Origin of the sequence: Photobacterium sp. CCB-ST2H9 (assembly GCF_023151555.2) — a bacterium.
Taxonomy (GTDB): Bacteria; Pseudomonadota; Gammaproteobacteria; order Enterobacterales; family Vibrionaceae; genus Photobacterium.
Map to the genome: position 1 here is coordinate 561,799 of NZ_CP100426.1, position 18,419 is coordinate 580,217.

Annotated in this window: 21 protein-coding genes; 5 read left to right on the forward strand and 16 right to left on the reverse strand. The window is 47.1% G+C overall.

The features are described from left to right. Window positions 1-32: 32 nt before the first annotated feature. The 11 genes from phrB to ycaC form a co-directional block, all read right to left on the reverse strand. Window positions 33-1,499, reverse strand: a complete 1,467-nt coding sequence (phrB, locus tag L4174_RS19125; RefSeq protein WP_248142287.1) for a deoxyribodipyrimidine photo-lyase — start codon at window positions 1,497-1,499, stop codon at window positions 33-35. Then, the gene (locus tag L4174_RS19130) at window positions 1,486-2,334 is read right to left on the reverse strand and encodes a MerR family transcriptional regulator (protein WP_248142286.1); all 849 of its coding nucleotides are present in this window, start codon (window positions 2,332-2,334) and stop codon (window positions 1,486-1,488) included. Before L4174_RS19130 ends, phrB begins: the two co-directional genes overlap by 14 nt. Further along, window positions 2,324-3,298 carry a 2-thiouracil desulfurase family protein gene (locus tag L4174_RS19135; RefSeq protein ID WP_248142285.1) on the reverse strand — a complete coding sequence of 325 codons (975 nt, stop codon included), beginning with the start codon at window positions 3,296-3,298 and terminating at the stop codon, window positions 2,324-2,326. Before L4174_RS19135 ends, L4174_RS19130 begins: the two co-directional genes overlap by 11 nt. Before the next feature lie 305 nt (window positions 3,299-3,603). After that, window positions 3,604-4,029 (reverse strand): YkvA family protein, encoded by a 426-nt coding sequence (locus tag L4174_RS19140; RefSeq protein ID WP_248142284.1) that lies wholly within the window; start codon window positions 4,027-4,029, stop codon window positions 3,604-3,606. 147 nt (window positions 4,030-4,176) lie between these two features. Further along, on the reverse strand, window positions 4,177-4,644 hold the full coding sequence (locus L4174_RS19145) for a 2TM domain-containing protein (RefSeq protein ID WP_248142283.1): 468 nt from the start codon (window positions 4,642-4,644) through the stop codon (window positions 4,177-4,179). Window positions 4,645-4,764: 120 nt separating this feature from the next. Further along, entirely contained in the window at window positions 4,765-5,010 is a 246-nt protein-coding gene (locus L4174_RS19150; RefSeq protein ID WP_248142282.1) for a Rho-binding antiterminator, read from the reverse strand. Between the two features lie 57 nt (window positions 5,011-5,067). Further along, the gene (locus tag L4174_RS19155; protein ID WP_248142281.1) at window positions 5,068-5,469 is read right to left on the reverse strand and encodes a GNAT family N-acetyltransferase; all 402 of its coding nucleotides are present in this window, start codon (window positions 5,467-5,469) and stop codon (window positions 5,068-5,070) included. A 143-nt stretch (window positions 5,470-5,612) separates the two neighbouring features. After that, complete coding sequence (yddG, locus tag L4174_RS19160; RefSeq protein WP_248142280.1) at window positions 5,613-6,530, reverse strand: aromatic amino acid DMT transporter YddG; 918 nt, start codon at window positions 6,528-6,530, stop codon at window positions 5,613-5,615. A 78-nt stretch (window positions 6,531-6,608) separates the two neighbouring features. After that, complete coding sequence (locus tag L4174_RS19165; RefSeq protein ID WP_248142279.1) at window positions 6,609-7,169, reverse strand: dihydrofolate reductase family protein; 561 nt, start codon at window positions 7,167-7,169, stop codon at window positions 6,609-6,611. A 142-nt stretch (window positions 7,170-7,311) separates the two neighbouring features. Continuing rightward, a complete protein-coding gene (gene rhtB / locus L4174_RS19170; RefSeq protein ID WP_248142278.1) occupies window positions 7,312-7,929 on the reverse strand; it encodes a homoserine/homoserine lactone efflux protein in 618 nt (205 codons plus the stop codon). A 256-nt stretch (window positions 7,930-8,185) separates the two neighbouring features. Continuing rightward, window positions 8,186-8,812 (reverse strand): isochorismate family cysteine hydrolase YcaC, encoded by a 627-nt coding sequence (ycaC, locus tag L4174_RS19175; RefSeq protein WP_248142277.1) that lies wholly within the window; start codon window positions 8,810-8,812, stop codon window positions 8,186-8,188. A 432-nt stretch (window positions 8,813-9,244) separates the two neighbouring features. On the opposite strand from ycaC, the gene bla reads away from it, so the two are divergent. Beyond that, complete coding sequence (bla, locus tag L4174_RS19180) at window positions 9,245-10,096, forward strand: class A beta-lactamase (protein ID WP_248142276.1); 852 nt, start codon at window positions 9,245-9,247, stop codon at window positions 10,094-10,096. A gap of 51 nt (window positions 10,097-10,147) precedes the next feature. Then, on the forward strand, window positions 10,148-10,909 hold the full coding sequence (locus L4174_RS19185; RefSeq protein WP_248142275.1) for a YdcF family protein: 762 nt from the start codon (window positions 10,148-10,150) through the stop codon (window positions 10,907-10,909). 123 nt (window positions 10,910-11,032) lie between these two features. On the opposite strand, the gene L4174_RS19190 is transcribed toward L4174_RS19185, so the two are convergent. From L4174_RS19190 to L4174_RS19200, 3 genes are all read right to left on the reverse strand, one after another. Beyond that, window positions 11,033-12,226, reverse strand: coding sequence for a CynX/NimT family MFS transporter (locus L4174_RS19190; RefSeq protein ID WP_248142274.1), 1,194 nt, complete (start codon window positions 12,224-12,226; stop codon window positions 11,033-11,035). Window positions 12,227-12,301: 75 nt separating this feature from the next. Then, window positions 12,302-12,772 (reverse strand): cyanase, encoded by a 471-nt coding sequence (cynS, locus tag L4174_RS19195; RefSeq protein WP_248142273.1) that lies wholly within the window; start codon window positions 12,770-12,772, stop codon window positions 12,302-12,304. Window positions 12,773-12,800: 28 nt separating this feature from the next. Continuing rightward, window positions 12,801-13,460 (reverse strand): carbonic anhydrase, encoded by a 660-nt coding sequence (locus L4174_RS19200; RefSeq protein WP_248142272.1) that lies wholly within the window; start codon window positions 13,458-13,460, stop codon window positions 12,801-12,803. Window positions 13,461-13,565: 105 nt separating this feature from the next. Here L4174_RS19200 and cynR point away from each other — a divergent pair, with 105 nt between their 5' ends. Both cynR and L4174_RS19210 read left to right on the forward strand, forming a co-directional pair. Further along, a complete protein-coding gene (gene cynR, locus L4174_RS19205) occupies window positions 13,566-14,456 on the forward strand; it encodes a transcriptional regulator CynR (RefSeq protein ID WP_248142271.1) in 891 nt (296 codons plus the stop codon). A 580-nt stretch (window positions 14,457-15,036) separates the two neighbouring features. Next, window positions 15,037-15,786, forward strand: a complete 750-nt coding sequence (locus L4174_RS19210; RefSeq protein ID WP_248142270.1) for a hypothetical protein — start codon at window positions 15,037-15,039, stop codon at window positions 15,784-15,786. A 162-nt stretch (window positions 15,787-15,948) separates the two neighbouring features. Here L4174_RS19210 and L4174_RS19215 read toward each other — a convergent pair whose 3' ends face one another. After that, entirely contained in the window at window positions 15,949-16,926 is a 978-nt protein-coding gene (locus L4174_RS19215; RefSeq protein WP_248142269.1) for a Gfo/Idh/MocA family protein, read from the reverse strand. Next, complete coding sequence (locus tag L4174_RS19220) at window positions 16,923-17,225, reverse strand: putative quinol monooxygenase (RefSeq protein ID WP_248142267.1); 303 nt, start codon at window positions 17,223-17,225, stop codon at window positions 16,923-16,925. The genes L4174_RS19215 and L4174_RS19220 overlap by 4 nt, the downstream gene beginning before the upstream one ends. A gap of 108 nt (window positions 17,226-17,333) precedes the next feature. Here L4174_RS19220 and L4174_RS19225 point away from each other — a divergent pair, with 108 nt between their 5' ends. Then, complete coding sequence (locus L4174_RS19225) at window positions 17,334-18,257, forward strand: LysR family transcriptional regulator (protein WP_248142262.1); 924 nt, start codon at window positions 17,334-17,336, stop codon at window positions 18,255-18,257. Window positions 18,258-18,419: the final 162 nt, after the last annotated feature.

The following is an 18,419-nucleotide window of genomic DNA, read 5'->3' on the forward strand; positions in this document are numbered from 1 at the left end:
CCCTTCAGTGATTGCGAAATCCTTCGCTGGCTTCAGTTCGCTTCTGCTGCAGCTTTTGCCTGTTTAAATACTTCAATCGCATGCAGTCTTGCCGATTTGTGATCCACCATCGGTGGCGGATAATCAAGGTTTTTCACATCAGGCCAGTCATAAGGGTTATGAATATATTTATCCGGGACATGGGCCAGCTCTTTCACCCAGGTCCGGATAAACGCACCGCCCGGGTCAAACTTTTTGCCCTGTGCGGTCGGATTAAAGACCCGGAAGTAAGGCTGAGCATCAGTCCCGGTCGAGGCCGCCCATTGCCAGCCGCCATTGTTGGATGCCAGATCGCCATCGATCAGATGCGACATGAACCATTTCTCGCCTTCCCGCCAGTGAATCAGCAAATCCTTGGTCAGAAAGCTGGCCGTAATCATCCGCAGCCGGTTATGCATCCACCCGGTTGCTTTCAGCTGTCGCATCGCGGCATCCACTATCGGAAATCCGGTCTGCCCGTGCTGCCATTGTTCCAGAGCAGTTTGATTCGCATGCCACCGGACTTTTCTTGTCCAGTTAACAAATGGCTGCTCCCGGCTGACTTGCGGATAAGCCTCAATCAGATGCCGGTAAAACTCCCGCCAGATAATTTCATTGAGCCAGATAAAGGGCCCTTCTTCCTGTTTCTCCAGCGTATTCGGATACTCATGCAATACAGCAGTGACACACTGACGCGCTGAAATGGCGCCAACAGCCAGATACGGCGACAAACCGCTGGTACCATCGACAGCCGGAATATCCCGCTGCTCGCCGTAATCCTGAATTTTTTCAATGCAAAAGCGCATCAGACGCTGCCGGACTGAGGATTCATCAACCGGCCACTGGCTGCTGTCTGCTTCCGGGTAAGCCAGACAATCACGGCTGAGACTTTCATCCAGATCAGTGCCGAACGCACTCATATTGTCTGGATGCGCAACAGCCTCTGGAACAGGCTGGGCCCATGCCGGGCTGAGGAGAAACTGTTCAATCCAGGTCCTCCGAAAAGGGGTATAAACTTTAAAAGGGTCGCCCTGCCGGTTGAGCACCTGCCCGGCCGGAATGACACAGGTATCTTCAAACACACTGAATTTGATCCCGGCGCTTTTTAAAGCCCGCCCCACAGCCAGATCGCGCTGTTTTTCATTCCACTCGTACTGTTTATTACAGAACACATGGGTTACCTGCCATGCATTCGCCAGAGCGGTAATGGATTCCGGGATCGCTGCAAAATCAGCAACGGTTTCGACCCGCAGAGGGATATTGCAATCGGCCAGCTGGGATTGCAGTTCGGTTAAACGACGACGAATGAAATCGATCTGAATCGGCGCGGTATCATGCCTTGCCCATTGTTCAGGCGTTGCATAAAACACCGCAAGCACCGGTTTGTTCTGCCGACAGGCCTGAATCAATGCGGTGTTATCCACGGTTCTCAAATCGGCCCGGAACCACATCAGACTGGTCTGTGTCTTACTGCTCGCCATCGTTCTGAACTCCTGTCGGTGGTTTCTGCCAGCCTGCATGAATCACAGCGATACTGCCGTTCAGCTGAACGGGACAATGGAATTCATCATGCAATCGAGACAGTTGTTTCAAAATCGCCTGAGGCAATTTACTTTCACCCATGACAACCACTTTTTCGAATTGCTGCTGAGCAACCGCGGCCTCCAGCCCATGCAACTTTCCGTTGAACGGTAAGTTCTCCAGAATTGTGACGCTGTCACCTTCACTACTCATCGCCAGGGCAGCCAACCAGATCGTGTGCGTCATACCATCCTGCGCAGGCTCAAAACTTAAAAGCAGGGCTTTTTTACCGTTGCGTTTGCGATTTTTGGAAATCAGACCGGCGCACCGTTCGATCAGCGCCGACTGCCACAACGCTTTCTGTATCGCACTGAGTGGATTTGCCGGATCCTTGACCTGCTTATCGACAGGCTCAACCACGTTTTCAATAAACATAGGCAGCGGGTACTCTTTCATCAGCTGAGTTAACAGCTGCTCCAGTTTCCCCCGGCGACATTCCGACAGCGCCGTCAACACAGGTTCAACCCATTCATTCTGCTCACTCTGACTGAGCGGCGCTTCCATGCCCCCTTCCAGTAAGGGACGCACTTTACTGATCGCAACACCTTTCTCCAGCCAGGACAGAATCAGCTGTATTCTTTCAATATCTTCCCGGGTGTATAACCGGTGACCTTTTTCAGTGCGCTGTGGCTTGATCAAACCATAGCGTCGCTGCCATGCACGCAAGGTGACCGGATTCACTCCCGTTAGTTCAGAAACTTCCCGTATTGCAAACAATTGAATTTCAGAGGCCATAACGTAATTTCAACTCCTCCGGATACGGATTGAGAAAGGTCTGCAATTGCAGATACGGATCCGGATATTCTTTCAGGTAATGTTTAATCAGTGCCAAAGGGACAAGAATTGGCTGATGACCCAGTCGATAGCTCTGAATCAGGTCATGAAGCTCCTGCTTTTGACGGCTGGTCAGACTGCGTTTGAAATAGCCCTGGAGATGCATCAGCACATTGGTATTGTTGCGACGGTTGGCGCGTTGACGCAGTGCATCCATTAACTGCTGACGATATTCGGTAAAGAATTCATCCAGATCCCAGTTTTTGATGCCTGCCACCAGCTGCCCCATGGCTTTGTAGGCCGCCGGGCAATGTGCCATCAAAACGAATTTATAGCGTGAATGGAATTTAATGAATGCATCCAGCGAAAGCCGTTGTGCCACACTTTGATAGAAATCATGCAGCGCATAAATGCGGAACACGAAGTTTTCCCGGAGCACAGGATCCTGCAGCCTTCCGTCTTCTTCCACCGGCAGCCAGGGCATTGCGGTCATCAGTTTTTGAGTAAAGACACCGACAGTTCCTCCCGGAACCGTATTGCCATTCGGGATGTACAACTTCACCCGTTCCATCCCGCAGGTCGGAGATTTTGCACAAACAACAAAGCCACACAGTTCGTTGAGCCCTGAAGCGTGCTTTTCAGCAAATGCCTGCATCTGACGGGTGTAATCCTGCTGCCCATGCTTACTGTCAACCAGACGGGGTTCGTTTTCTGTCAGCACCAAACGAACAGTGGGACGCGGGACAGGCAAACCAATCGCCATTTCAGGACAGACCGGACGAAAACGGACATATTTTGCCAGCTCATCAGTGACAAAACGGTTTCGTTTGTGGCCGCCATCAAAGCGAACCTGTTCACCCAGCACACAAGCACTGATTCCAACCGGAATCCTTCTTTCACTGTCAGCCGTCTCAAACCGAGTCATCTCGCACCTGTACAAAAATATTTCTTGTACAAGAATGGTAGTCAAACACACCTGGTTGTACAAGTTTTTATTTTGTACAACGTGTGCAGGTCTTTATGAAATGATTGCAGAGGTATCTCATAAATTGAAAGTCAGGCTCATCACGACAAGAGAGAAAAAGCCCGTACCTTTTCATATCCGCGAAAAATCCTTAAACGATCAAGTGAGACTGAGCGATGATTGCGTTTTCCGCAGTGGAAGAACGAATGATGTGATAAGCCAGAGGTGGCTCATCACCTGCTGTCGTCAACCGGAGAGAACCGAAATTACATTTTTTGTCCGTCAGTTCTGACATGATGCTCTTGCTTTGCCTGCCAGGCTTCAAAATCATCCAAATCCTGCTGTACCAGTTTGAGACAGACAGCCAGAATCAGTGCATCATCGGTGAAGCCCAGAAAAGGAATAACATCCGGCAGCACATCCAGCGGATTAAAGACGTACAGCAAAGCCGTAACGATAGCAGCAATGGTGAACCATGGGATTTCCCGATACTCCCCTCGCCAGTATGCCTTGACCAGCCGATACATCGACTTCACCACATTAAAGTACTGGCGCAGCGAACCATTTTTCTGCACTTTCGCTTCGATGTCCTGCTCTTTCTCCAGTACTCGCTCAATGTCTTTATCGGTGACTTTCCTGGACGAATTTTCCAGTTTTACTTTTGCTTCCTGCTCACCGAACTTGCCCGCCATATGCAACACCTCTGACTTTTTGTCTTCTTCAGTTAACTATGGCTGCGCGAGAACAAATTGTCACCACCTCAGCCATTTTCCAACAGCAATAAAAAAGGCCGGCAACAGATACCGGCCTTTTCACTCAGGCGAATGCACACCATAGGATTACAACTTACGTCCCAAGCGTTTTTCGACCTGTTTCTTTTCCCAGTCTGTGCTGAAGAAACTAAATACCTCGAAAGTATTCGCTGCCTGAATCGCCACCCCAATCCCCCAGCCCATTGCCGGCCACCAGGCCCAGATATAGTCAGGGTTTGTGACAAAATTAATGACAAATAAAACACCAATCACCAGGCAGTAGGTGATTAAGTGGGAATAAAAAGCTTTGATATCGCGCACATAAGACAATGCACGTTTTTCTTCTTCGGTCACTGCGTTGTCGTTGTTCATGTCAGGCTCCTGTTTCAGTTCATTAATATCAACTTCGAAAACAGCCGCGAATGACTTCAGGGTTTCTAAACCGGCATTTCCACCTCGCTCAATCCGCTGGATAGTCCGGACACTGACACCACTCAGTTGGGCTAACTGTTCCTGAGACCAACCTCGCTGTAATCTGAGCTTTCTGATAATCATTTTTCAAATTCCTTTTGCTGTTTCGTTGTCACTGTATCGTTTTTACGACCTGACAGGTGACGACATTCGCCCGACATGAACCTGACACTTCTTTTATTTCAATAAGTTAAAACCAAAACTTTATTGAAAGACGACAACATCAAAGTGAGCATTTGGCCGGGTCGCTGCCATACTGACCAGCTCATCCAGGATCACAATGTGTAAACCATTGGCTGTTTTGATCGACATACATTCCTGCCTTGCTGCATTGCGAAGCGTGTCTGCAGCCTCACCAATCACCACACCACCATTTTGCAGGATGAGTTTCACCGGCAACTTGTACAAACAGGCAATTTCAATGTAATCATATTGCTGGCAGGAAATCATGCACACTTCTCCTTCCGGGCACCGCTCACAGAATCGAAAGTCGATTCTCCCGGTCCGTTACTTTTTCACCCAATACATGCCTTCAGATTTCGGCCGTGACAGCTGAAAACCAAATTTTTCATACAGTGCAGGGACATCTGCCATCAAAGACACATAAGAACGGGGAAATGCTTCCCGGTCGAGATAGGCCATGATGTATTCCATGATCTGCCGACCCAGTCCTTTGCCCTGATGTTCAGGGTCGACTGCAACATCAACGATCTCAAAATTGATGGCACCGTCACCAATCACACGGCCCATCGCAACTGCTTGACCTTCATAAAGGATATGGATGCCGTACAAACTGTTCGGCAGCCCCTTCACGGCCGCCTCATAGGAACGGGGAGACAAACCAGAAATTTCGCGTAAACGCAGAAAATCTTCCGGAGCGACAACTTGCTCAACCATCTGGTATCCCATTGATTCAATTTCCTTTTTATCATTTCAATCAGTGCAGGATTCTAACAAGCCAGAACAAATTAAACATCAGCGTAAAAAGGAAAATGTGAACACTCATGCGTATATAAAAATCCGCACTTCAGTGCGGATTTTCAGAATAAAGCTCAGGCTTGTTCTTCCTGTAGCAGTTCCCCGGCAGGCTTTTCCCGGGTCAGCCACCAGCACAGTAAAGAAGCGAGGGTGACCATGACTACGCCCTGCCAGAACGTGGCCGTCAATTTTAAACCCAGTAAATAGGCCGACAGAAAAGTCGAAAACACCGGTACAAAATAAGACAGCGTCGCCAGCAGCACCATGTTTCCGCCAATAATCCCGATGTTCCATAATGCATATCCGCCTCCCATCGCTAGGCCTGCCAACAGCAGATCCCAGATGACGGGCAAGGTCCATTGCATTGCGGGCTCCTGAGTGAACAGATATTTGACCCACAATGCCACCGCAGTTGCAGCAAAAAACCAGGTGATTGCATTTTTGCCGTTCGACATCCCGCGGGTAATATTGCAGTAAATCGCCCAGATAAAGGCCCCGCAGAGCGCCAACGAATAACTCACCGGATTACTCTGAACATTCGCCGTCAGCTGGCTGACTGATAAGCCACTATCGCCGGACACTGTCCAGGCCACCCCGAAAAAAGACAACATCAGTGATGGATACAGCAGCCAGCTGACCCGCCGACGGGACAACAGCACAGCGAACAAAACGGTCAGACAAGGCCAAAGGTAATTGATGAGTCCCATTTCGACCGCTTGTAATCTGTCATTTGCCATCCCTAAAGCCAGTGCCAGGCACATTTCATAGCTGACAAACAATGTTCCGCCAATCAACAAATAACGGGATGAGAACGAGGACAACTTTGGTAAACCAACAGTGAATATCAGGATGACTGTACTGACCGTGTAAATCATAGCTGCGCCGCCCACAGGACCGAGTTGTTCGGTCACACTGCGTATCAGCGCAACAACACTGCTGAAGAGAAAAATCGCGCCACAACCGGCTAAGGTAAAATGATTCTTGCCAGACACTGCTCAACCCTGAATTTTTATATCTTGAATGAAAGGATCAACAGTGCCTGATCTTCACGCGCATCACAAGATCAGGATTCAACATTCATACTCAGGGGTATATTTCAGAAGTGCCATATCCTTACTCAGCTTTTGTGCGACCTGTAGTGCCAATTTTTGTTTGGTTTTGACGCCTTCAAAAGCACGCTTTTCCTGCGTGCCGATAAAAGGCATGACCAGCAGGTGGTATTCGTTAATCAAAGCGGCTTCCACTAAAGCTGCACCTAAAGCTGGACTGTCGAATAACACGACAGTCCCGGACACCCCATTCAGGAACTGACTCACCTGGTCGATGCCCTCACCACAGATCACTTCTGTATTGTGCCAGGCATAAGTTAACGGCTGAGAAGAAACGACATACTTCGGAATCGACTGTAACTCCAGAGCCAGGTACTGCATATACTTGGGTAAATCTGACTTTGTGACTGCTTCCGGCCAATAAGGCGTCAGCAAATCATACGTTGCCCGCTCCAGTAAAAACGCGTCAGCAGAGAGAAGAACTTCCAATGCATACTCATAACGCGACTGGTCTGCCACCCGATCCTCGGGATGGCAGTAACCATTTAAAGACATATTCAAAGAATAAATCAGATGAGCCATGGGAACCTCCTGTTGTCATGACGACCACGGAGGATTCTCCGCGCGACTGTGATACCAGTATTTGCAGAGAGTGTTACTTTTGCCAGTTTATCGGTCAGAAAAGAGAGATAAAAAGGCTAAGCTTTTCCTGATAAATCAATCACTATTGTTCTGCACGTGCCAGCAGGACGCCCATAGAAACAAATAAAGAACCAAAAATACGATTCAGCGATTTCATGGTTGCAGGGCTGGTCAGATAAGGTTTTGCGACACTCGCCATGAAGGCGTAACCCAGCATGACGCAGGTATCAACCAACACGACCGTCACACCCAAAACCAGATATTGCATCGCCATTGCCTGTTGCGGGTCAATAAACTGAGGCAGAAATGCCGCCAGGAAAATGATCGACTTCGGATTCATCATATTGACGATATAACACTGGCGGATCAGCGCTTTCGTGTTGACCACAGTGTCTGTTTCACTGACCGTCTCTCGCTTCGCCATCAGAATTTTCGTGACACCGATATAGATCAGATACGCAGCACCCACATATTTAATGACCGTATATGCCGTCGCAGAGGACGCCAGCAAAGCTCCCAATCCAAAAGATACAATCAGCAAATGAGATATCAGCGCCAGTTGCAACCCGACAATCCCTTTGATTGCAGTTTTAAACCCGGCATTCAGAGAATTACTGATCGATGCCACTGTCCCAGCCCCAGGCGCCAGACTAAACACAACACAAGCAGCAAAAAAGGTGAACCAAAGAGAGAGCGCCATACGAAATCCTTATACGACAAGGTTGAAAACAGAGGCGTATCAATACCGCATCCCTGTCATCTGCGCAAGCATCACACTGTCCTGAGGTGGTCAGACTGAAATGAGAAGAGGAAATGGATCAATCGGATTCCCCCTGTAAAGGCTCTTCGGTATATGCCGATGCGAAACCGTTTCAATGGATTTACCCAATATGGATGCACCAAACAGTAATTCTCCAGAGTGATGATGGCTTTCCAGCTCATCATCACTACCGGTGTCATTTTCCTTGCTGAAGCGTAAAGTAACTGTTCATTAAGTTCCTGTAATCAGGAATATGATTGGAAAACAGCGTTCCCAGTCCTTCAATGTCGTTTCGCCAGTCACGGTGTAATTCACAGGCCGCGCCAAACCAGGTCATCATCTGAGCCCCCGCCGCCGACATCCGATCCCACGCGGCATCACGAGTCATCGCGTTAAAGGTGCCGGAAGCATCAGCAATCACGAAAACTTCATATCCGGCTTCAATCGCAGACAGCACCGGAAACGCGACGCAGACTTCCGTCACCACACCCGCCACAATCAGCTGCTTTTTCCCGGTCGCTTTCACGGCCGCAACAAAATCGTCATTATCCCATGCATTGATCTGCCCTGGTCTTGCTATATATGGGGCATCAGGAAACATTTCTTTCAGTTCAGGCACTAAAGGGCCGTTCGGACCTTGCTCAAAACTCGTTGTTAAAATTGTGGGTAATTTAAAATAAAGCGCCATATCGGCTAAAGCCAGGACGTTGTTTTTAAACTTATCCGGGTCTATATCTCTGACCAGGGATAAGAGTCCGGTTTGATGGTCCACCAGAAGCACTGCCGCATTGTCTTTATCCAATCGAACATATGGGTTACTCATCAGAGCTCTCCTTAGATTTGATGCTGAATAGTCCTTTAAAAACAATAAGATTGGGGAAACATGTCCCGAACAATCAAACTCGAAGTCACCATTCTTTGTGTTATCCCCCAAAATATAGACTGTTTTTTAAAACCCGTTCAATAAAAAGAGGCGGCATCAATAACCTCAGACGATATCCGGAATACATAATGTTTAGATAGAGAATCTTCTTTTCTTTGAACACTGACTGATCATCATTGAATTCAAAATTTCACCCTATTTATTAACAAAAATAAAACCAATTCACTTTCAGAATGAGGACTGACCAGTACGAATTCACGATTGACAACGAACCATCATTCTATATTTAGTCACTGGCTTATATTACAATCCAGCAAAAATCAGAAAACCTCTGTAAAAAACAGAGAAAACATTCAACAGACAGACATTCAAATGAAAAATACATGCCTTTTTATCGGATTAATGCTTTTCGCGCCACTCACCTTTTCTTCGACCCTGGAAGAAACCATTTCATCAATTGAACAACGGACGTCCGGTCAAATTGGTGTCTCTGTTTTAGATACCCAAAATAAACAAACCTGGGACTATAAGGGCAATGAACGCTTTCCAATGATGAGTACGTTCAAAACCCTGGCCTGTGCAAAAATGCTCTACGATGCTGAACAGGGTCATCTCGATAAGAGCACATCCGTAGCGGTCGATGCAGATCAGCTTATCACCTGGTCCCCCGCCACGGAAAAGCTGGCCGGCAGCACGATCACCATCGAAAAAGCCTGTGAAGCCACCATGCTGACAAGCGATAACACAGCGGCTAATCTGGTTTTACAGCAGATCGGCGGCCCTCAGGGCGTGACAAAGTTTTTACGTGAAATTGGCGATAACTCTACTCAGCTGGATCGAATTGAACCGCTGTTAAATCAGGCTGAAGCCGGTGATTTGCGTGATACAACCACGCCCAATGCGATGGTTAAGGCTTTAAACACGCTTTTGTTTGGGACTGTACTGTCTGAACATTCAACAGCACAACTTCAACGCTGGATGCAAAACAATCAGGTTTCAGATCCGCTGCTCCGTTCTGTACTGCCCAAAGGCTGGTTCATTGCCGACCGCTCGGGCGCAGGTGGCCATGGCTCTCGCGGTATTACCGCAATTGTCTGGAACCCGACACGTGAGCCCGTTATCATCAGCATTTATCTGACACAATCATCGCTGGAAATGTCAGAACGGAATCAAGTGATTGCCGAAATCGGTCAAGGGATATTGAAAGCATACCGCATTCAATAATTTTAAAAAAATGCAATCAATGATAAACAATAAAAATATATAAGGATAATCATGAGCTTTTTATTACTTTCAGTTTTACTTCTGCTCACCATTTTCTTGTCTTTCAGAAAATGGAAAAAAACAGCATCTGTTTTATCTTTTCTTTTAACCGCAATCACTTTATTGATTGGTACAGGTATCATCCCTAAGTACTTATTAGAAAATTTACAGGTGAAATATCAGGAAAAACCGCAGATACACTGGGCATCTAAAAATGCGATTGTGTTATTAGGTGCAGGCACAGAAAAGATCGAAACTCTGACGTCTATTGAACCCACCTTTTTTGCATACAGCCGGATCAGTGAAACTGCCAGTCAATATAAAAGCTGTGAAGCAAGCCAGCAAATCTGTAACGTGATTATCAGTGGTGGTGATGCCCAGAAAAACGGCCGCTCTGAAGCAGCGGTGTATCAGGATGCGCTTTTGAAACTGGGAGTACCGGCTGCTGACATTGTGGTGGAACCCGACAGCATGAATACCTGGAAAAATGCTGAATTTACCAGCCAGATTATCCGGATGAATCACTTTGACCATGTCGTTCTGGTTTCATCAGGTTTACACATGAGACGCAGTGAACTTTATTTCAAACATTTTGGTGTTCTGGTCACGCCGGTGAGAGCTGATTATATGGCCGCCAGACCAACATGGATTCCCAACTGGTATAACTTCGTCATGACCGATTTTGCATTGCATGAATACATTGGTCATCTCAGATACGACATTTATAACTTCATGGGATGGAATATTCAGCGGCAGAATCCGGGAGACGCCTGAATAAATCACCCTTAATATTCCCCCCTTCATCGCTTTAACAGCATGATTCTTCTGTGGTTCCAAGGTCATTCCCTCAGAGCCACAGAAAATACATGTAGCAACAATACATGTGACGACGCGACCTCAGGATATATTCATCGCTCTGGCATAACTCGAAGGTGAAAATTGGAAAGTAACGAGAAGCATCATGACAAGCGTCAGGCTCAACATGAACCATGACGTCTGAAAGGTGCCAGTCCATTCAAACAATAAACTGACGAGATAAGGTGTCATGGCCGTGATGATAAAGCCAATCCCCTGTACAAAAGCGGTCAGTGCGCCAGCAAGTCTCGGCGCAGACAGGTGATCAAGCGCGACCGTCAAAGTCAGTGCAAAACAAGCGCCCAATCCGCAGCCAATCATTGCCACCCATACAACCAGCATCGCTTCAGGCATCAACATCAAGCCGCTCAGCCCCGCAAACTGAATTCCGACAGCAAAGAACAACCAGAGTCGTCTGTCCAGTCGTCCGGAAGACAATGCCGGTGCCACCACTGCAGCAATCACCTGAAACACCGTCATGATGCCAATCAGTTTGCCACTGTTTTCTGCATTCCAGCCCAGAGACTGAGCGAAAGTCGGTAACCAGGTAATCATGGATGCATAGACGCCATTCGCCAGTCCAAAGTAACTGGCAAGTAACCAGGCCCGACGATTTCCCCAAAAATTGACCGGAACACTTTTATCATGGGTCTCCAGGACTTCCCTGGGTTTTAACCACCATAACAGTGCTGCAATCAAGGCAGGGACAATCCAAACCCCCAACCCTGTTTGCCAGTTCTCAGAATAATGTGCAACTTGAGGACTCAATATGGCCACAAGGCCCCCACCAGCCATCAGCGAGGCGGAATAGCCGCCCATCGCCAACGGCACTGATTGCGGATACCAGCGTTTGACCACCCCGGGAGTGAGCGTCTGTACTATTGCGATCCCAATTCCCGCCAGCATTGCGGTGACGATCAGTCCGAAACCATCCGTCATCCAGAACCGACTGAAACTCGCTGTGGCGATGGTAAACAGTCCTGTCGATATCCAGACACTTTCACTCAGCCGACGTTCTACAAAAGGTAACAGTAACGGAAACAGTCCCATGCACAGCATCGGTAAAACCGTCAACATCGAAGCAGCCTGTACACTAAGTCCGGTGTCCATACGAATGTCATCCAGCAAAGGACCAATCGCAGTGATCGGCGGACGTAAATTGACCGCTAACCCAATGATGACCAGCATTGGCCAGAAAGCTCTGACCGCGAAAAAACGTTTGTTCAGTTCAGCCATGATGAATAGAAAAGCACGCTTAAATTTGAAAGAAAAAAGCCGACGCACAGCGCCGACTTCACGATGAAAACCCGATCAGAAAGGTTTGTATGGTAAAAATTTGCCATCAAGCGTAATGACTGCCCGTGAGCCGCCTTCCGGGTCTTCAACCTTCTTGATATCCATCCGGAAGTTGATTGCACTGATGATGCCATCACCAAACTTCTCGTGGACCAATGCTTTGAGCGTGGTGCCATAGACTTGCATCATCTCGTAAAAGCGATAGATCGTCGGGTCCGACGGCATATTGTTTTCGACACTACCTCGCATCGGAATCGCTTGCAGCAGTTCTATCGCCTGCTCATCCAGGCCGAGTCTGGCACCAACCAATTGCGCACTCTCTGCCGGCAATGGCTGCTGTCCGAGCAATGCCGCCGTGACGAAAATATCACTGAGGCCTGTACCTTCCGCGATTTGCTCAAAAGAGAGATTTTTCTTCGCTTTGGCTTCAATAATGCGATCGGTGAGTTCACGTCGGGCAGTATTCACAATTTGTGATTGGATCATTCTATTTTTCCTCATGTAGATGAATCAGTTACACCGCCATGGACAGCGATGCAGGGGTTGCACAAACGTCGGTATTGTCTTTCAAAGGAACGAAGGTGCTGGTCGCACCGTTCAGGGCATCAATCTGTCCTGATTCGATATCGTAGACCCAGCCGTGCAAAGCCAGGCGCCCTTCTCTTAAAGCCAGACGAACCGAGGGATGGGTTTTGATATTTTCAAGCTGAGCCAGCACGTTTTCCCGAACCATGGCTTCTGTACTGGCACGCGCATTACGGTACTCAGCCGCCTGATGAACAATTCGCGCTGAATCTGCGTTTCGCAGCCAGTCGCTGACTGCCGGCATATGATCCATACACTGGCAGGTCGCAATCGCAGTCATAGCACCACAATCTGAATGACCGCAGATCACTACATCCGAGACTTCAAGAGCAGTCACCGCGTACTCGATCGATGCAGACACGCCGCCGGGTTCTCTCCCGTAAGACGGTACGATGTTCCCCGCATTGCGGATAACAAACAGTCCACCGGGCTCACACTGAGTCACCAGTTCCGGCACAAACCGGCTGTCAGAACAGGAAATAAACAATGTTCGCGGATTTTGCTTCTCAGCCAGGTTCTTAAACAGTTCTGCGCGCTGAGGGAACGCTTCACGCCGGAACTTTAAAAAGCCTTCAATAATATCTTTCATTGCAAGCACCTCTGTCGTGTTGATGCCTGAATACTAAGTTCTCATTGAGATAAGTGGAAAGACTGGTTTATTATCATCTCCATAATGAAAACTTATGATAAAGCCATGCTCCTGAGACACATTAAATATTTCCTTGCCGTTGCGGAACACTGCAGCTTCACCCAGGCTGCTGCATCAATGTATGTATCCCAACCGGCTTTATCACAACAAATCAAGCAGCTGGAAGAGACTTTAGGGGTAACGCTGTTCGACCGTTCTGGCCGCAAAATAAAACTGACAGATGCAGGTGAAGTGTATGCACGTTATGCACGTCGTTCACTACAGGATCTTGAGGAAGGACTTCGGGCGATTCATGACGTTGGCGATCTGACCCGCGGTTCTCTGCGGCTTGCCATGACCCCCACCTTCTCAACGTACCTCATCGGGCCGTTGATCAAAGCCTTTCACGAACGATACCCACACATCACGCTCAGCGTAAATGAAATGCCACAGGAGCAAATGGAAGAAAAATTGCTTGCAGATCAGTTTGATGTCGGAATCGCTTTTGAAACCGTGCAATCAGCAGAACTCGACTTCCAGCCATTGCTGGTGGAAACCCTGGCATTTGTGACAACTCAGGATCACCCGCTAGCCAGTGCACAAGAAATCAAGCTGAAATCGTTGAATGATCAGCCACTTGTGCTTCTGAATCGTGACTTTGCAACCCGTCTCCAGATAGACCGGTATTTCAGCCAGCACAAAGTACACCCCCGGGTGCAGATGGAAGCCAACTCGCTGAGTGCGGTGATCGAGATCGTCCGCCATACACAGCTCTCAACCCTGCTCCCTGCCAACATTGCCAAAAATAATGAGGAATTAAAGGCGATCGCTATCACGCCCTCACTCTTTCAGCGCACAGCCGTCCTGCTGCAGCGCAAAGGGGCCTATCAATCTGCAGCCACTCAGGCATTTATCCAGTTAGCACATCAGCATATTGAATTAAACGAACTGTCCTGAGCTGAAATCCGACCTGAATCCCCCTGACAATGCTTCAGCGTATCGGGGTGATCATCCTGCCTTTGTTCATGTTCGCTTAGATGTCGTTCACATAGAGGGAAAGTATTTGTCACTCTATTCATCAGACTTTAATCAGGTGTTTCCATCACATGTCCAGTTCATCTTTAAAAATGCATACCTGTCCTTTTTAAATAGCCCTGTCAGATGGATTAAAACCGACATGAAAGTAGCCAGCAACAAACAGAACAGAACACACTATTTCAATCATTTCATAAGAAATAAAATTTAAATTCACAACTAACAAAACAATTAATTTATTTCGATCCAGCGATCAGCGCTATTACTTGAAAAATTTGTTTCATCATTAAAAATGATAGATTTAAAGATATATCAAGACCAAATCTCACCAAATCAACTGTAGAAAGATGAAGATTCTTCATTTTACAAGACAACCTTAATTAACCACCATTTATACGACCAATCTCACACATTAAGTTTTGGATATCATCCAGCAATGAACTAACTTCCATGTAACCCTGTTGGATATCCAGTCGTTTTCCTGTGGTCAAGGTAGAAGCAGATGTTTTATCAACATGAACATCAACTTAACATATTGCATTTAAAGGAAAATATGATGACAAACACAGTCCATACAATGCCAGAAAACCTTCTGAACCTCAGCAGCTCAGTGAATCTTTGGACAAGTAGCCTTAATAAGGCTGTTGTGAACTCTTCAAATACTGTCATGATTGATGAGAAAACAGTATTAAATAGTGACCTGGGTGGTTTAGGCGCTTTTCTTGGTATTTGGGAAGGTCTGAGTGCTCCAAGATCCATGAGTGACATCATCGGCAAAACAGATTTATATGGTAAATCTCAGGGACAATTTTCAAATAAAACGATTGAAACCAATAAGCCGGGTATAAATTTACTTGATGGCGTTTATACCATTGGTTTATTCATGCGCAAAAACGACATCACTTCACTGGTTGCTTCTGCTGTTTTGAATCAGTCCAATCCACTGAATTATCAGTCTACGTCTGTTTTTGTTCAAAATGCGACGACTCAAGTCATTAGCGTGAGATATCAAATCCCTGAAAATATTTCTCCAAGCTCTCGAATTGACTGGATCTACCTGCTTAAAGGTGATCAGCCAATCATGAACAATGCAAATTACTTGAAGTACGTCAAAGTTGGTTCCTCACCTGCCGGTGTTCTGAATATTCCAGTCGACGACATTGTATTGCAACCAGGCAGCTATATTGTTCAATACAACCCAGGCAACTTCCGTGACACTGTGGGTGCAGCCTATTCATTTATCATTGAATAATTAGCCCCTAGATTTGTTCAGCGGGCAAACTTGAATGTTTGCCCGCTTTTCAAACATATTAAGAGAAACAAGGAACTGAAATACGACACGCTTTAAGTCCTTTAAAGCACCTTCGCAACAGGTTCACCGCAATGCACTTTCTCAGCACTTTTTTAAATCATGTTAAAACGCACCGAGACTTTCCCATTCTGTTAATAACCGCATAATATTGTAAGAATCTTGCCAGGTTGCACAGGGGCTCACCAATTCCTTTTGCCCGGCTTCTACCGCTTTACGCACTTGACGGACCTGATAAAAGAACGCATCGCCTTGCGCGGTGACTGCAATGTCACGTTTTGAGGTTTCGTAGATTTCTACACTGAAGTGGTTCTCTGAAGCCGGAAGCCATGGATTCGATTCCATGGTGATACAGCCTTTACTGCCGAGAACCGTAAACTGGTGCTTCAAGCCATGATCTTCGGCGGTATGGACGTAGGCCGTGTTTTGTTCGCCGAAACTCATCAGTAAACTCGATTCGCAGATGTTATTGTCCGCGCCCCTTCTGCTCATTGCCTTGAGGGTACGATTCTCGAAAGCTTGTTCGCCCAACATGGTTTTCACAACCAGATACAGTAATGATAACGGGTAACAACCCAGGTTATACAACGCCCCTTTGCTCTCAGGATTGACGAACTGAGCAATCGATGCGATGTACGAAGTGTGAATCGAGCGCAGTTCACCAATCTCTCCGGATTCGAGTACCGCAACCAGCTCACGAATCAACGGATGATGCAGGTACATCAGTCCTTCTGCGAAAAACACCTGATGTTCTCGAACTGCTTGCAGCGCCAGTTCAGTTTTCTCCATATCAATAGAAAGCGACTTCTCACATAACACGGCTTTACCTTGCTGAGCGGCTTTAATGATAAAGTCATGATGAAGATGATTCGGCAAAGCAATGTAAATAATATCAACCTGCTCATCACTCAATAGCAAATCATAATCTGAAAATGTCTTCTCTACTGAATGCTGTTTGGCAAAGGCCGCTAAGTTGCCCTCGGAGCGACCGGCCACTGCATATAATTCACTTTCGCTGTCACTTTTGATCGCTTCCGCCATCACGCCAGAGATAAAACTCGTTCCAAAAATCCCCCACTTCATAATGCCTGCTCTCCGTTTTTCTGTGTTTCAAAAGCCTGAACCAACTCGGTCATTTCCAATGCAATAAATGCGCGGGTATGGGGCATGCTGAAATGTGCTTCAATGGCATCACGATTCTCATAACACTCCCACAGGATCACACGTTGAGGCATGTTGTCATCGTACGTTGCGATCGCTTGCAAACAGCCCGTTTCACTCTGCATATCAAGACAGAACTGCTCGATTGCTTGAATAACCGCCGATCTGGGCTTCTCGGCATTCATTCTCAATTCAGCGGTGACAAAAATCGTTTGGCTCATGAGTACGCTCTTCGTGATTTATTCTTGATGTTCAACGCCAACTTTAATTAAACCTATCAGATTGATAAACTTGCCTGCAGTGAATTCTTTATCAACCTATAGTGTGCAATGGACAAACTGACCAGCATGAAGGTGTTCGCGTATGTTGTTGAACACGGAAACTTTCGCACCGCAGCACATCACTTCGATCTTTTCCCAACCATGATCGGCAAACATATCAGCTTCTTAGAACAAAGCCTGGGGACACAACTGATTCATCGCACCACCCGAAAACAGTCCCTTACCGAAGCAGGCAAGCTCTACTACCAAGAGTGCCATCGCATTATTGAAGACATTACCAATGCAGAAAACCTGATCCATACACTGGTGAATAGACCCCGAGGTACAGTGAAAGTGAACTGTCCGGTCACGTATGGAAAAAAGGTACTTGCCCCGATCGTAGCCGATTTTCTCGCTCAATATCCTGATATCAATGTGGAATTGATGCTCGACAATAACCTGATTGATCCATATCGATCCGATGCCGACGTGATTATCCGGATCGGTGAACTGGTAGACTCTTCGCTGGTTGCAAGAACATTAGGCGACTACCAGATGACCTATTGTGCCGCCCCTGCTTATCTTGAAAAGCATGGACGGATTCATTCGTTAGATGATCTCAGCCATCACAGCTGCCTGGGTTTTCAATACCATCAAGGTGAAAGCCAGCAGGTACTGGATCTGCCATCCAATACGTTTGCTCACAGCAGCACCCGACTCGCTTCAAACAATGGCGACGTATTGAAGTTCGCAGCAATTCAAGGCACCGGCGTACTGCTTCAACCAAAGATTTTGGTCGAGCCAGAAATCGAATCCGGCCTGTTGGTAGAAATTCTCAAAGATGCGGTCCCCAAAGCCAAGCCGATACATCTGCTGTACCGTTCAAAACATCTGTCTCTGAAAAACCGCACCTTTGTTGATTTTGTCCTTGGTGCAGCAAGTTCTGGAAGAAAAAAGATGGATAAAGTGGGAGGTCTTGAAGATGAATTGTAGCGGTCAAGTAAGAGTGACATAAAGGTGTTTCTGTGTGTCAACCTATGCTGTTGAATGTCTTGATAAATTCGTTCTTCTGTCACCAACAGCGCGGCTGTTCTCCCATCACTCAACCAACGCACCAACTCTTCCAGAATCAGCTTGTAACGATTCAACCAGCTG

Excerpts from the sequence above, each read along its gene's own strand:
- cynS (WP_248142273.1), bottom strand. The coding sequence starts at position 12,772 with ATGATCCAATCACAAATTGTGAATACTGCCCGACGTGAACTCACCGAT.
- L4174_RS19135 (WP_248142285.1), bottom strand. The coding sequence starts at position 3,298 with ATGACTCGGTTTGAGACGGCTGACAGTGAAAGAAGGATTCCGGTTGGA.
- phrB (WP_248142287.1), bottom strand. The coding sequence starts at position 1,499 with ATGGCGAGCAGTAAGACACAGACCAGTCTGATGTGGTTCCGGGCCGAT.
- L4174_RS19145 (WP_248142283.1), bottom strand. The coding sequence starts at position 4,644 with ATGATTATCAGAAAGCTCAGATTACAGCGAGGTTGGTCTCAGGAACAG.
- L4174_RS19220 (WP_248142267.1), bottom strand. The coding sequence starts at position 17,225 with ATGAGCCAAACGATTTTTGTCACCGCTGAATTGAGAATGAATGCCGAG.
- L4174_RS19225 (WP_248142262.1), top strand. The coding sequence starts at position 17,334 with ATGGACAAACTGACCAGCATGAAGGTGTTCGCGTATGTTGTTGAACAC.
- L4174_RS19155 (WP_248142281.1), bottom strand. The coding sequence starts at position 5,469 with ATGGGATACCAGATGGTTGAGCAAGTTGTCGCTCCGGAAGATTTTCTG.
- L4174_RS19190 (WP_248142274.1), bottom strand. The coding sequence starts at position 12,226 with ATGGCTGAACTGAACAAACGTTTTTTCGCGGTCAGAGCTTTCTGGCCA.
- L4174_RS19210 (WP_248142270.1), top strand. The coding sequence starts at position 15,037 with ATGTTTTATCAACATGAACATCAACTTAACATATTGCATTTAAAGGAA.
- bla (WP_248142276.1), top strand. The coding sequence starts at position 9,245 with ATGAAAAATACATGCCTTTTTATCGGATTAATGCTTTTCGCGCCACTC.
- L4174_RS19165 (WP_248142279.1), bottom strand. The coding sequence starts at position 7,169 with ATGGCTCATCTGATTTATTCTTTGAATATGTCTTTAAATGGTTACTGC.
- L4174_RS19185 (WP_248142275.1), top strand. The coding sequence starts at position 10,148 with ATGAGCTTTTTATTACTTTCAGTTTTACTTCTGCTCACCATTTTCTTG.
- L4174_RS19130 (WP_248142286.1), bottom strand. The coding sequence starts at position 2,334 with ATGGCCTCTGAAATTCAATTGTTTGCAATACGGGAAGTTTCTGAACTA.
- L4174_RS19215 (WP_248142269.1), bottom strand. The coding sequence starts at position 16,926 with ATGAAGTGGGGGATTTTTGGAACGAGTTTTATCTCTGGCGTGATGGCG.
- ycaC (WP_248142277.1), bottom strand. The coding sequence starts at position 8,812 with ATGAGTAACCCATATGTTCGATTGGATAAAGACAATGCGGCAGTGCTT.
- L4174_RS19140 (WP_248142284.1), bottom strand. The coding sequence starts at position 4,029 with ATGGCGGGCAAGTTCGGTGAGCAGGAAGCAAAAGTAAAACTGGAAAAT.
- cynR (WP_248142271.1), top strand. The coding sequence starts at position 13,566 with ATGCTCCTGAGACACATTAAATATTTCCTTGCCGTTGCGGAACACTGC.
- rhtB (WP_248142278.1), bottom strand. The coding sequence starts at position 7,929 with ATGGCGCTCTCTCTTTGGTTCACCTTTTTTGCTGCTTGTGTTGTGTTT.
- L4174_RS19150 (WP_248142282.1), bottom strand. The coding sequence starts at position 5,010 with ATGATTTCCTGCCAGCAATATGATTACATTGAAATTGCCTGTTTGTAC.
- L4174_RS19200 (WP_248142272.1), bottom strand. The coding sequence starts at position 13,460 with ATGAAAGATATTATTGAAGGCTTTTTAAAGTTCCGGCGTGAAGCGTTC.